The following is a 12,749-nucleotide window of genomic DNA, read 5'->3' on the forward strand; positions in this document are numbered from 1 at the left end:
CAGTCTCGTCCTCCTTCTCATTGCCGGGAGAATCGTCAGCATGACGACCCAGGAGCCGTGCGGCAGGAGCATGCCGCCTCCCCACCAGCCCGGAGAGGGATCTCGCAGGTTCGTGCCCCGGCGCGTCCACGACAAGTCCTTCGTCAGCGACTCGGCGAACACCGGCCGGCTCGGCACCCGGATGACCTGGTGAAGGCGGCGTCGATCCCCGCGGCAGCCCCGGGAGGCCCCAGGATCGTGTTCCTCGTCGGCGAAGGCGAGTACGAGTCCGATCGCACCATGCTCCCGGTCGCGGATCGGATGCAGGCCGAGCTCGGCGCGGAAGTCGTCTACAGGACGCCGGACGTGCTCGAGGACATGCCGGACTTCCCCGAGCAGAGCTACGGCGACCTCTCAGCACTGGCGGACGCGGACCTGCTCGTCGTCTACACCCGCTGGCGGCAGCTTCCGGACGAGGAGATGCGGCACATCGCGGAGTTCTGCGAGCGGGGCGGCAGTGTCCTCGGCCTGCGCACCTCGAACCACGCCTTCCACTACCCGGAGGGCAGCCGATGGGAGGAGTGGAACGACCGGTTCGGCCGCGAGACCCTGGGTTCGCCATGGATCAGCCATCACGGGCATTCCTCGAGCACCGATGTCCGCTGGGCGGACGACGGGGGGCACCCGATCCTGTCGGGCCTGCCGAGGTCCTTCCATCTGCGCTCCTGGCTCTACCGGACGGACCTCAGCGAGGGCTGCACTCCGATCCTCTGGGGGGAGCCGGTCGACCCGGAGAACGAGTCGACGCCGTCGGCCGTGGCGTGGACCTGGGAGCGCGAGGGCCGGCGGACCGTCTACACGAACATGGGCCACCCGTCCGACCTGCGGCAGTCGATCGTGCACGACTTCCTGGTGAACGCGGCACGCTGGTGCATGCGGCTGCCGGAAGCCGGCCACGGGCCCTTCGGCGCTGAGCAGTCCGGGTGAGAGGTGTGCGGGCAGCGGGAGCCGGGTCGTGCCTCAGGCGGCGCGCCTGCGTCGAACGCCGCCGGCTTCGAAGCGAGCGAGGTCCTGGAGCAGGCGGACGAGCCGGCGACGCGCGATCATCCGAACGGCGATGGTCCGGGTCACCGTCACGACGACCGACAGGGCAAGGGCGCCGACGAGGAGCGCGGTGACGTAGAACACGACCAGCGTGGCGGCGACGAGCGCGAGAAGGGTGAAGATGGCCTGGATCAAGGACAGCGAGTCGATCACGGGAGCCTCTGCAAGAGTGGACGGAGGACGAGCGGGTTTCCTCGTTCGTGCCAACTCTCGCCCAAGCGCGATCCGCCGATAAGTCCACCTCCGGGGGGCACCCGATCGCGGGACGCGGATCAGGCGCGCGATCGTGAGGCCGTCGAAGTCCGGGGAGCCGAGGGAGGTGCGCCTCGACCGTCTTGCGCCAGCCATGGGCGAGGGCGACGTTGAGGGCGAGCGAGGCGACGTGGCAGGCGGTGTGGCCTGCCGAGAGGGCGCGCCGGTAGCCCCGCTCGACGGAGACGCGGACCTCGGCGCCCTCCTGGATCTCCTCGTCACCGGCGAGAACGTGACCGGCGACGAAAGCCCACCCCGGAGTCCCCTTCTTCACGGGGACATCGTCGCCGAAGAAGAGGGCCTCGCCGTCGGTGGCGCCGACCAGGCAGTCGAGGAGGGGGAGGTCGCGACCGTCGATGGTCAGCAGCCCGCGGGCCTCAGGATGCGGCTGCGGCCTTGCGCGACTTGCGGCGCCGGACGGCGAGCGATGACAGCCCGAGGAAGGCGGCGTAGGCGAGGAGGGCGGCGCCGACGACCGGCACCAGCCAGCTGCCGTGCTGGCCGATCAGGAGGCTCAGCCACCCGACGAGCGGGACGCTGTACCAGACGATGCCGCGCACCTGACCGGAGGTGACGGGGCTGGGGTCCGCAGCGCCATTGTTGTCGCCCCTGGTGATCAGTTCGGTCTCGCCCGTCGAGATGGAGCGAACCTCGATCACGCGGTGGGATACGACGGCCGGCTTGTTCGGGGTGAGCTGGTAGGTGACGACGTCGCCGATGCGGATGTCTCCCACCGAGGTGGGTCGCACCACCACGAGGGTGCCAGGCGGAAGGGTCGGCTCCATCGAGCTCGTGAGCACCGTCAGCGGCGTCGATCCGGTGAGAGCGGGGACGCCGACCACCACGATGCCGAGTCCGGCGACGAGGGCCAGCAGCGCCCACCCGACACTCGTCCGGAGGTAGCGCCAGAGCATGCCGGGATCCTTACTCGCTCGCATCGGCACGCCGCTTTCTCACCACGAAGAGGAACAGGAGCATCAGGATGCCCGATGCGGTGAGCAGGAAGGCGATGGCCACGCCGGGGTGCACCTGTCCCGCTCCCGGGATCGCGAGTGTCGGCAGGTCGCCGGCCGGGGAGGCCCCGGATGCGGCCGCCGGAGCGGGGTCAGAAGGGTCGGCGGCGAGCGGGAGCGTGGCGGGCGCGAATGCGGCGTCGTCCTGGGCGCCCGAGGTGTCGGTCACGGTGCCGTTGTCGGTGTGCGTGCCCGGGTCAGTGTCCGTGCCGGCGTCGGTGCCGGGGACGGGATCGGATCCGCCGAGGTCGTCGCAGTCGACGGTTCCGTCGCTTCCTGCGCGGGCATCGACCAGCGATACCTGGAGGCGCGCGTCGGCGATGCCGCCCATCGCCGTGTTGTCGGCCTCGGCTGACATGGCCATCGCGAGGTGCACGGTGGCGATGGCGCCGGGCTGCACGACCTCGCCGGAGAGCAGCGGGTTGCAGACGCCGGCGGCGTCGAGGGACACCGGCTCGGTGGTCGGGGTGGCTTGGGTCGTGGCCTGCAGGCTGAGGTCCCGGGTGAACTGCAGCGTCGTGCCGCTCGCATCGGCCACCGAGACGAGCAGGTACGCGGGCACGCTGGAGTCGTTCTTGACCCACACGTCTGCGGCCATGGAGCCGCCGGGCACGAGGGCGAAGCCCGCCGGGAAGAGGCTTCCCGCGGGGGTCTGCGCCCACCGGGAGCCGTCGAGGCTGATCAGCATGCCGGTGGAGTCCTCCGCGGACGCCGCGCTCGCGAGAGCGGACTGGGCGCCGAGGGCGAGGGCGACGGCGAGCGCGGTGGCGCCTGCCCCGACCGCCAGGCGGCTCGCCGGGATCACGGTGCCAGCACCAGGTTGAACTGCTGGGCAGTGCTGCCGTTGCAGGTGTACTGATCCATGAGGGTTCCGTCCACGTTCGAGTTGTTCAGCACGTCCAGGCACTTGCCGCTGCCCACCCCGCTGAAGGTGTAGGTGCTTCCGGACACCGGGGCCGGCGTCCACTGCTGGTTGGTGCCGCCGTGCGGGCCGTAGACGAAGACCTCCGCGCCGTCGCCGGTGCTCGCGCCGCTCACGTCCCAGACCACGTTGCCGAGACCGGACACGACCTGGTAGCTGCCGGTGCCCGTCGCCACGAACTGCCACTTCTGGTTCGCCGCTGCCGGCGACCCGCAGGGGTAGATCTGCAGGGAGGACGGGCTTGCCGTCCCGGCCGCGGTGAGGCACTTGCCGCTTCCCACGCCCTGAACCTGGTACCAGGAGGTCGTGCTGAAGCCGGCCGTGGTCACCGAGGTGCTGCCGGAGAACGGGGACAGGTTGCCCACCGCATCCTTGGCCTGCACCTGGTAGGCGTAGGTGGTGTTGATCGAGCGACCCGTGTCGGTGTAGGTGGTACCCCGCACGGAGCCGATCCTGACGCCGTCGCGGTACACGTCATAGCCGGCGACGCCGACGTTGTCCGTCGCCGCGGTCCAGCTGAAGCCGACGGTGGTGCCGGTGTTGCCGGTCACCGTCGGTGCGCCGGGCGCGGACGGCGCCGTCGTGTCGGTGGCGACGACCTTCCCCGTGCGGACGCTCGTCTTGCCGGAGTCGTCCGTCACCGTGAGCGTCACGGTGTAGCTGCCGGCGGCCGCATAGGTGTGGGTGCTCGTCACGCCGGTGCCGACGGCGGTGCCGTCCCCGTAGTTCCAGGAGTAGCTCGCCACGGAGCCGTCGTAGTCCTTCGAGGCTGTGGCGTCGAACGAGACGGCCACCTGCCACACCGAGGAGGTGAAGGAGGCGATCGGCACTCCGGTCGGAACCGCGTAGTGCAGCTTCACCTGGTCGTAGGTGAGCGCGGCGGAGTAGATGGCGACCTCGTCGATCTTGGACGTGACGTACGGGGTCGACGGCGGGCTCGGCCAGCTGTCGAGGTTGTCGCCGCCGACTCGCCAGTACCCGTTGTAGTTCTGGGGGGTGACGGCGGCGTTCGTGCCCTGGAGCTGCCCGTCGATGTAGAGCGCCATGCCCGAGCTGGACTGGGTGCCCACGACGTGGTGCCACGCGCCGTTGTTGTAGGCGGCGGGGGACACCACGACCTGGGTGCTGCCCGGGTAGCTGCCGAAGACGACCTTGCCGTCGTTCTGCAGGTACAGGTGCCGGTCGTAGTACGTCGACATGCCCGTCTGCGAGTTGCCGAATCCGAGCAGCTTGCCGCCCGTCGTGGTCGTGGTGTTGAACCACAGCTCGATCGAGTAGCTCTGCGGGTTGGTGAACACTTCGTTGCTCGTCACCAGTCCGTCGGTGCCCGAGAAGGACGCCGCAGTGTTGCGCGTGCTGGCGACAGCCCCGGAGACGCCCTTGGTCACGCTGCCGGCGTACGTTCCGGCGTGCGCGTTCGGGCTCGAGTCCACCGCGGTCGTGCCGCCGGACTCGCCGAGACGCCAGAACAGGCTGGGGGAGTCGGCATAGACGGTGCGGCCGTACGGGTCCCCGACGCCGGCCGGATACGCGCCCTTGCCGGAGAGGCTCCAGCGGTTCTGCACGGCGCTCGCGCTGAGCGGGGCCGCGTAGACGGCGACCTCGTCGATGGTTCCGTCGAAGTAGGAGTCGCCGTCCCAGGCGGTGTCTCCGCCGATGTGCCAGTAGCCGGTGTAGGCCCATCCGGTGGTAGTGCTGGTGTCCCGGCCGACGCGAACGCCGTCCACGTAGAACTCCTGGCCGGCGGGGCTGAGGTTTCCGACCACGTGGTGCCACTGCCCGTCGTTCAGGCCCGCTGCGCTCGACAGGGTCCTGGCGGTGCCCGGCCAGACGCCGAAGTGCGCTCGTCCGCTGGCATCCAGGTAGATGTGGCGGTCGTGGTTGTAGGAAAGGCCGGTGCTGCTGTCGCCGAAGCCGATGATCTTGCCGCCCGTGCTGCTGGTGGTCTTGAACCAGGCCTCGAGTGCGAAAGTGTCCGGCGCGGCGACCGCGGCGCGAGTGATCGCGGTGCCGCTCGCGTCGTTGGGGAAGGTGCTGGCGGTGCTGCTGTCCCCGCCGATCGCGCCGGTCACGCTGCGGACGAGTCCGGCGCCGGCGTAGGCGTCGTCGGTGCCGATCCAGTCGTAGGCGACCTGGCCGCTCGACTCGCCGAGGCGCCAGTAATGCGTGGCGCCCGCCTTGACGGCGTCGAAGTAGTCGCTGCCGGCGGCGGCGCCGTCCACGGCGACCTGCTGCACGGCGGAGGCGCTGGCGGTGCTGCTCCAGCTGCTGCCGGGCACGGTCAGGGTGACCGACATCGACGACGTGAAGGAGGCCGACGTGAGGAGGTTCTCGGCGGCGGTGCGGGTGCGCACGCAGTAGATGCCGGAGGCTCCCGCAGGCAGCGCGCCGCTGAACTGCGGCACCGCGTTCCACGCGTAGGTGACGGGGTAGTAGGGCGTCGCCGCCTCGGTGCAGTCGGCAGCGCTGGCGGCGTACCACAGAGTGACGGTGGTGCTGCCGGCGAGAGCGGAGGAGCCGGTGGCGCTGAACGTCGCGGTGTAGTCGGCGTTCGTCACGCCGGTGTTGGCGACCTGCAGGTAGCTGGTCTTGCTCAGCGAGCTGCTGGTGAAGGTGGTGGCGATGCCCGTGAAGCCGCTGAGCGTGGGGTAGGCGGAGCCGGCGGTGACGGTGCCGGGAGAGACGGTGACGGAGCCGGTCCACAGTGCGGTGGTGCCGCCCGCGGAGAGGACGGTGAGAGCGACGCCGCCGGCGAGGAGCGCAGTGAGCGCGGGGCGCCCTCGGCGGACGAAACCGCGTCCGCGGATCCGGCTGCCGATGCGTGCGATCGACGCCCGCATCTGCTTGCTCGTGCTGTCCATGATGACCGTTCTCTCCCCAGTGATGGTCGTGATCAAGCAGGAAAAGCGTGCCCCGCCGGTCAGGCGGGGCACGCTTTTCCTGCTAGAGGGTCTGCGCGAGCGTGAAGTTCAGGGCGCTCAGGGCGAGCTGGCCGTCCATGCCGGTGGTGCCGGTGACGTCCGGGAAGGTGATGGTGACCTTGACGTTCAGCGTCGAGGTGCCGCTGGTGAAGGTGTAGTTGTTGGCCGTTGTCGCGACCGCGTTGCCGGTCACAGCGAAGACCTGCATGTTCTTGGTGATGATGGTGTCCAGGGTGCCGGTGCCGGTGAGGGTCGGGCTGGTCAGGGCGGCCTTGATGCCGTCGCCGACCGCGTCCACGGTGAGCGTGGTCGTGTAGACGATGCTCTGGCCGGGGATGATGCGGTAGTTGGCGATGTTCGAGATGACGGTGCCGCTGCCGGTCGCCCAGCTGCCGGTGCTGTTGGTGAGGGTGAGGTGCCCGGCGGTGACCGTCTGCGCGGTGATCGCGGCGGACGTGTTCCAGAGGGCGAAGGTGCCGGCGCCACCGAGAAGCAGGCCAAGACCGACGGTGCCGGCGATCGCGGCGGTGATGAGCTTCTTCATGTTGATTTCTCTTCCTGGTTGGGTGGTGCTGGCTGGAGGTGAGGCTGTTGGTGTCGGAGCCCGGTTGGTCTCCGTCTTGGGGGCGGGAGTTTGTCCTCCGTCTTGTCCCCCACACAGATTGACTTGTCCGCAATAGGGAGGACAAGAGGGGGACCGCGCCCAGAGCTGGGGGCACTCGCGAGGGGGTCACGGCGACTGCATGCGCACCGAATGTGCTGGTCAAACGGCAATTAGACATGGGGGGACAGCGCTTGTCCCCCTCCTGTACCCGGCGGTCGCGAAAAAAGATCTGCGCACCGACAGGTCTGTCCCCCCTCTGGAGGACCAGGACGACGCGGTCGGGGTACGCGCGGGCATCGTGCCCAGAGACGGTCCCCGGTGAGGAACCGCTGGACTTCGGACGGCTAGAGGGCGAGGCCCGCCGCGAGGCCGAGCGCCGCGGCCGCGACGGCCGCGACCAGCATTCCGACGGCGTGCAGGAGCGCGGCGACGTACCGCCGGTCCTGCAGCAGACGCACCGATTCGGCCGCCGCGGCGCTGAAGGTGGTGAACCCGCCGAGGAATCCGGTGCCCACCAGAGCCTGCCAGCCGGCCGCGATCAGCCCTCCCGACGCGGCGCCCACCAGCAGTCCGAGCAGCAGCGAGCCGAGCACGTTGATCGCGGAGGTTGCGACAGGGAAGCGCACGCGGGTGCGAGAGCGGATCGCCCCGTCGAGGAGGAAGCGGGCGGCCGCCCCGAGTCCGCCGGCGAGCGCAATGGCCAGCGTCTCGAGGATCATGCCCGCCTCGGCGAGGCCAGCAGCACGCCGGCGAAGGCCGCCGCGACTCCGAGTGCGAGGGTGCCGATGGCGTATCCGACGCCGGCGAAGGAGCCGGCCGAGAGCTGGACGGTGTCCAGGGCAAGCGTGCTGTAGGTCGTGAAGCCGCCGAGGACGCCGGTTCCGACGGTCACGCGAGCGGCGAGGCGGCGGCCGGTGTCCGGACCGGAGCGCACCAGCTGCTCGAGGAGGAGCCCGAGGGCGAAGGCGCCAACGGTGTTGATCCCGAGGATGGCCAGCGGCTCGGCGGCGGCCGGGAAGGCCTGGGTCAGCAGGTGCCGGGCAGCCGTTCCGGCGGCGCCGCCGGCCGCGACGAGACCGATCAGACGCAGGCGCCGATGCGGAGCCTGCTCCGCATCGGCGAGGGGAGGAGTGTCGGGATCCTCGGGCAGCGTCACCGATTCCCCCTGGCTGTCGACGAAAGGGCCGCCTCGGCGCCCGGCCGGGAAGCGGTGCAAGTCTGCCAGAGGGCGGGGCGCCCCTTCCTCGCCCCGTGCCGCGGAAGCGGGCCCCGGTCGTGGCCGGGAAGAGGAGAAGCCCGGCTCCACCTCCGGGGGGAAGAGGCGGAGCCGGGCTCGGCATGTGGCGGGATCAGCCCGCGGCGACGTCTCCGCGCCAGGCGCCCTCTTCGACGCCGCGCTTCTCGATGAACTCCTTGAAGTTCGCGAGGTCCTTCTTGATGGCGTGGTCGTCGATGCCGAGCACCGCGCCCGCCTTCTCGACGAGGCCCTCCGGCTTCCAGTCGATCTGCACCGTCACCCGCGAGGTGGTGTCGCTGAGGCGGTGGAAGGTGACCACGCCCGCGTGCTCGTCCTTGCCGGTGATGCTGTTCCAGGCGACCCGCTCGTCCGGGTGCTGCTCGGTGATCTCGGCGTCGAACTCGCGTTCCACCCCGCCGATCTTCACCTTCCAGTGGTTGTGGGTGTCGTCGATCTGGGTGATCTCCTCGACGAAGCTGAGGAACTTGGGGAAGGACTCGAACTGAGTCCACTGGTTGTACGACGTGCTCACCGGCACGTCGACGTCGATCGATTCGAGGATCTGAGCCATGGGGGTCCTTTCCGACGGGGATCGGGGCTGGTTCCTCCCACGCTACGCGGCGGCTCCAGGCGGCCGCCGCACTCACCGGCTTCTCCCAGACGGGGTTGACAGGCCGCCCACCGGCCCGATATCGCGTCCCTCGGCACCGCTCTACTCGCCGGGCGGACGCTCCTCCGGGGACGGGTCGGACCAGTCGTCCTGCAGGGCGCTTCCGCTCGAGTCGAGCGGCGCCTCCGGATCGTCGACCGGCTCCGCCACGGGCCGCTCCGCGTCCGGTTCCGGCGTCGGCATCTGCTGATACTCCTCGACCTTGTCCTCGATGGATACGGCGTCGAAGGGGTCGTCACGCGAGTCGCTCATCGGCATCCTCCTCGGTCGGCGCGCGGAAGGCGCGGGAGACCTCCCACGCTATTCCTCCTGACCCACCGGCGCCACGGGTGCCGATCCCGAGGAAGCGCGGTGCGGCGGAGGGGGCCGCCGACGGTGCAGGAGGGACGGGCAGGGCGCGGTCCGGAGACGAAGGAGAAGGAGAAGGAGAAGGAGAAGGAGAAAGAGGAGAGGCCACGGGAGGAGCGGAGGGCGCCGAGGGAAGGCGCTCTGGCACGGGCCGGACCCAGGCCGAGGAGGCTCGGGGGTGCCGGGCCGGGAGGCCCGCCGCAACCCGGTAGGCGATGGAGCGGGCGAGCAGCTCGTCGAAGAGGGGGCTGTCGCCGCCCTGTGCTGCGAACGCGGCCGTCCACGCGGCCCCGGGACCGAACCCGCCGAGCACGCCGCCGCGGACCAGCTCGAACACGACATCCTGGGCCAGGGACCGATCGTCCCTCGCCGTGGTGCCGACGTGTCGCCCCACGAGTGTCCCCGTCCGTCGCGTGCCCCCAGAGTGGAGGAGTGCCGCGGACAGGGCCGCGCAGACACGCCGGGCACGCGGGCATCGATGGCCCTGCGCCGCGGTCAGGGTGCTGGACTCTCGACGCGCTCGTCCCCACCGGCGGCGGCGACGTCGCCCCCGCGCTCTACGGAGCGGAGGCGCACGAGCGGACGCACCGACCCGCGGCCCGATCGGGACGCGTGGAGACGGCGCTGCTCGAGGCGGCGATCGCCGCAGTCTGCCGTTCCTTGCCACCTGCCGCGGGGCGCAGCTGCTCAACGTGACGCTCGGCGGCACGCTGCATCAGCATCTTCCTGATGTGCTGGGCAGCGAGAAGTCGGCCTGCCCCCGCGGTGTTCGGTCGGGTGAGGTCACGGTCGAGCCGGAGACGCGCCTGCGGCGGCTGCTCGGAGAGGTGGGCGACCAGCTGACGGTGCATGCCTATCACCACCAGGCCGTCGACCGCGTCGCCGGATCGCTGACGGTCTCGGCTCGGAGCGAGGACGGGATCGTCGAAGCCCTCGAGCTCGCCTCGAAGGGCGGGGTGCTCGCGATGACCCGGGAACTCGGCGTGCAGTTCGCACGCCAGGGGACCCGCGTCAACGCCCTCTGCCCGGGACCGGTGAACACCCCGCTGCTGCAGGAGGTTCGCAGACCCGGAGCGCGCTCAGTGCCGCCTGGTGCACGTCCCGGTCGGCCGCTTCGCAGAGCCGGAGGAGCTGGCCGCCGCGGTCGCGTTCCTCGCCAGCGACGACGCGTCGTTCATCACCGCCTCGACCTTCCTCGTCGACGGCGGCATCAGCTCCGGGTACGTGACGCCCCTCTGATCGCGCCCGCTCGGAGACGTATGGCACCCTGGAGGGGTTACGGACAACGGGGTCTGCTCTCTCCCCGCCCCAGTCCAGGAGGACCCCCGTGACGCCAGACGAGATCCTTGCCGAGATCGTCGGCAACCCCGTAGCCCGCACCGTCCTCTACCTCACTGCTGCGGCGATCGTCGCGCTTCTCGCCGTGGCGGCACTCGGCTTCGCGTTCCGCTGGATGGCCGGGCGCCGAGGCTGGCCGCCGTCCGATGTCAGCCGGCTGCGGCTGCCGTTCCGGGTGCTCGCGATCGTGGTCGCTGCGTGGATCGCCGTCGATCTCGCCCTGCCCCGCGGGAACGAGGGAGGCGACACCGTCGCCCACGGCTTCCTGATCGCCACCATCGCCGCGGCGGCATGGTTCGTCTGCCGGATCCTGATCTTCGTCGTCGACCTGGCCCTGGCGAAGTACCGCACGGACGTCGCGGACAACCGGGTCGCCCGCCGGGTGCGCACCCAGGTGCTCATCCTGCGCCGGCTGACGATCGTCCTCACGGTGGTCGTGGCGCTCGCGGCCATCCTGCTCACCTTCCCGCAGGCGCAGGCGGCAGGCACGAGCGTGCTCGCGTCCGCTGGACTCGTGTCGATCATCGCGGGACTGGCGGCCCAGTCGGCGCTCGCCAACGTGTTCGCCGGCATGCAGATCGCCTTCAGCGGCGCCATCCGGGTGGACGACGTGGTCATCGTCGAGGAGGAGTGGGGCCGGATCGAGGAGATCACCTTGACGTACGTGGTGGTGCACATCTGGGACGACCGCCGGATGGTGCTGCCCTCCACCTACTTCACGAACACCCCCTTCGAGAACTGGACTCGGCGCACCTCCGAGCTGCTCGGCTCGGTCGAGTTCGATCTCGACTGGCGGGTGACACCCGAGGAGATGCGGGCCGAGATGCACCGCGTGCTGAACCGGACCGAGCTGTGGGACAAGCGGGTCGCGGTGCTGCAGGTGACCGACGCGGTCGGCGGCTTCGTGCGGATCCGCATCCTCGTCACCGCGGTCGATGCGCCCACCCTGTTCGATCTCCGCTGCTACCTGCGCGAGGAGCTGGTGGCGTGGCTGCACCAGAAGAGCCCGCAATCCATCCCGCGCCAGCGGGTGCAGCTGATCGAGGCGGAGCCGCCCGGCCGCGCGCGGTCACGTGCCGCGGACGCCGGTCAGTCCGGTGACCGGTCCCTGTTCGCCGGCGAGGACCCGGCCACGGTGCAGCGGGCGAGCCAGTTCACAGGGCCGATCAGCGCGCTGACGCAGCAGGAGATCGAGGCGGCGAGGCGGCGCTGATCGTGCCTAGCACGTGGCCGGTGCCGCTGTCTTCCGATTGACTGCCCCCGGCGGCCTGGATACCTTCGCATGCGACGTCGCTGAACCCGGCGTCGTCGATGCGCAGCGAGGGAGCACGGTGGGCTGTTGGAAGGCCGGTCGCTCGACCGCGTCCGCGCCCCAGTCCGTGTGCCCGCCGCAGTGCGCGGACGCCGCGACCTCCTCCTGGAGCCGCTGATGCTCCTCGCCATCGACGGCGGCAACTCCAAGACCGCCGCAGTGATCCTCGACGAGTCGGGCGCGCTGCTCGCCCGCCTGGCCGGGCCGGGCAGCGGCGGAGGTCCGGCTCACGTGGCCGCCGTCGTCGGCCGGATGCTCGCCGACTGGCGTGAGGATTCGGGCGTCGACCGCGAGGTCCGCGCCTGTGTCGCGGCGCTCGCCGGACTCGACTTCGAGGAGGATGCGCCGCGCTTCGCCGCGGCGCTGGCGGCAGTCCTGCCGGTCGCCCGGATCACGGCCATCAACGACGCGCACGCCGTTCTCGCGGCCCTCGGTGAGGACGGAGTCGCGGTGATCTATGGCGCAGGCTTCAACGTGGTGGCGCGCGGGCCGCTCGGCCTCGCCACCCATCCCGCTCTCGGCTGGTCGACCGGCGAGTGGGGCGGCGGCCACGAGCTGGGACGCGAGGCCGTGCGGATCGCCTACCGGTCCGCCGACGGTCGCGGTCCCCTCTCCACGCTCGAGACCGCCGTGCTGGAGGCGACCCGGCAGCCGGACCACCGCACGCTCGCGAGGGCGATCCGCGACGGGGACGTGAGCGAGGACGCGGTGGGCCGCCTCGCGGAGCTGCTCCTTCGCGCCGCCGCGACCGGGGACCGTGCCGCCGTCGCCACCCTCGATCGCGCGTGCCAGGAGATCGTCGAGCTCACCCTGCTCGTCAGCAGACGGGCTTTCGGACCCGACCGCATCCCGTCCGGTACGCCCGTGCTGCTCGCCGGGGGAGTGTTCCGCGACGAGGAAGCCGCCTCCCGGGTCACCGACGGCCTGGCCGCGCTGGGCTTCGCGCCCGAGAGGTTCGAGCCCGATCCGGTGATCGGTGCCGTCCGTGAGGTCTGCGCGCTGGCCGGCGTGGACGGCGGAGCGGCCGAGATGGAGCTGCTGGAGCAGGG

13 protein-coding genes and 1 pseudogene are annotated in these 12,749 nt (G+C 70.9%); 5 read left to right on the top strand and 9 right to left on the bottom strand.

The genetic code is table 11. From position 1 onward, the window contains the following. Positions 1–40: 40 nt before the first annotated feature. Positions 41–193: a hypothetical protein gene (locus tag JWR33_RS06080; RefSeq protein WP_297410265.1), complete on the top strand. Its 153-nt coding sequence runs from the start codon at positions 41–43 to the stop codon at positions 191–193. After that, positions 190–966 (top strand): ThuA domain-containing protein, encoded by a 777-nt coding sequence (locus JWR33_RS06085; protein ID WP_297410266.1) that lies wholly within the window; start codon positions 190–192, stop codon positions 964–966. Before JWR33_RS06080 ends, JWR33_RS06085 begins: the two co-directional genes overlap by 4 nt. A 33-nt stretch (positions 967–999) precedes the next feature. Here the strand turns inward: JWR33_RS06085 and JWR33_RS06090 are convergent, their stop codons facing one another. From JWR33_RS06090 to JWR33_RS06130, 9 genes are all read right to left on the bottom strand, one after another. Next, the gene (locus JWR33_RS06090) at positions 1,000–1,236 is read right to left on the bottom strand and encodes a hypothetical protein (RefSeq protein ID WP_297410268.1); all 237 of its coding nucleotides are present in this window, start codon (positions 1,234–1,236) and stop codon (positions 1,000–1,002) included. A gap of 476 nt (positions 1,237–1,712) precedes the next feature. Further along, the gene (locus tag JWR33_RS06095; protein WP_297410270.1) at positions 1,713–2,249 is read right to left on the bottom strand and encodes a signal peptidase I; all 537 of its coding nucleotides are present in this window, start codon (positions 2,247–2,249) and stop codon (positions 1,713–1,715) included. 10 nt (positions 2,250–2,259) lie between these two features. Next, positions 2,260–3,153 (bottom strand): hypothetical protein, encoded by an 894-nt coding sequence (locus tag JWR33_RS06100; RefSeq protein WP_297410272.1) that lies wholly within the window; start codon positions 3,151–3,153, stop codon positions 2,260–2,262. Further along, positions 3,150–6,131 carry a LamG-like jellyroll fold domain-containing protein gene (locus JWR33_RS06105; protein ID WP_297410274.1) on the bottom strand — a complete coding sequence of 994 codons (2,982 nt, stop codon included), beginning with the start codon at positions 6,129–6,131 and terminating at the stop codon, positions 3,150–3,152. Before JWR33_RS06105 ends, JWR33_RS06100 begins: the two co-directional genes overlap by 4 nt. Before the next feature lie 82 nt (positions 6,132–6,213). Then, complete coding sequence (locus tag JWR33_RS06110; RefSeq protein ID WP_297410275.1) at positions 6,214–6,735, bottom strand: alternate-type signal peptide domain-containing protein; 522 nt, start codon at positions 6,733–6,735, stop codon at positions 6,214–6,216. Positions 6,736–7,139: 404 nt separating this feature from the next. Continuing rightward, positions 7,140–7,514: a fluoride efflux transporter CrcB gene (crcB, locus tag JWR33_RS06115; protein WP_297410277.1), complete on the bottom strand. Its 375-nt coding sequence runs from the start codon at positions 7,512–7,514 to the stop codon at positions 7,140–7,142. After that, positions 7,511–7,951 carry a CrcB family protein gene (locus tag JWR33_RS06120; RefSeq protein ID WP_366073810.1) on the bottom strand — a complete coding sequence of 147 codons (441 nt, stop codon included), beginning with the start codon at positions 7,949–7,951 and terminating at the stop codon, positions 7,511–7,513. Before JWR33_RS06120 ends, crcB begins: the two co-directional genes overlap by 4 nt. A gap of 193 nt (positions 7,952–8,144) precedes the next feature. Beyond that, the gene (locus JWR33_RS06125) at positions 8,145–8,603 is read right to left on the bottom strand and encodes an SRPBCC family protein (RefSeq protein WP_297410279.1); all 459 of its coding nucleotides are present in this window, start codon (positions 8,601–8,603) and stop codon (positions 8,145–8,147) included. Positions 8,604–8,744: 141 nt separating this feature from the next. Beyond that, a complete protein-coding gene (locus JWR33_RS06130) occupies positions 8,745–8,954 on the bottom strand; it encodes a hypothetical protein (protein WP_297410281.1) in 210 nt (69 codons plus the stop codon). Between the two features lie 528 nt (positions 8,955–9,482). Between JWR33_RS06130 and JWR33_RS13540 the strand changes: the two are divergent. The 3 genes and pseudogenes from JWR33_RS13540 to JWR33_RS06145 form a co-directional block, all read left to right on the top strand. After that, positions 9,483–10,289, top strand: a pseudogene (locus tag JWR33_RS13540) (SDR family oxidoreductase). A gap of 88 nt (positions 10,290–10,377) precedes the next feature. Further along, positions 10,378–11,601: a mechanosensitive ion channel family protein gene (locus JWR33_RS06140; RefSeq protein ID WP_297410283.1), complete on the top strand. Its 1,224-nt coding sequence runs from the start codon at positions 10,378–10,380 to the stop codon at positions 11,599–11,601. Between the two features lie 216 nt (positions 11,602–11,817). Further along, positions 11,818–12,749, top strand: a 932-nt coding sequence (locus JWR33_RS06145; RefSeq protein ID WP_297410285.1) for a BadF/BadG/BcrA/BcrD ATPase family protein, incomplete at its 3' end; no start/stop codon positions are given.

Source organism: Naasia sp., from assembly GCF_025465545.1.
Lineage (GTDB): Bacteria > Actinomycetota > Actinomycetes > Actinomycetales > Microbacteriaceae > Naasia.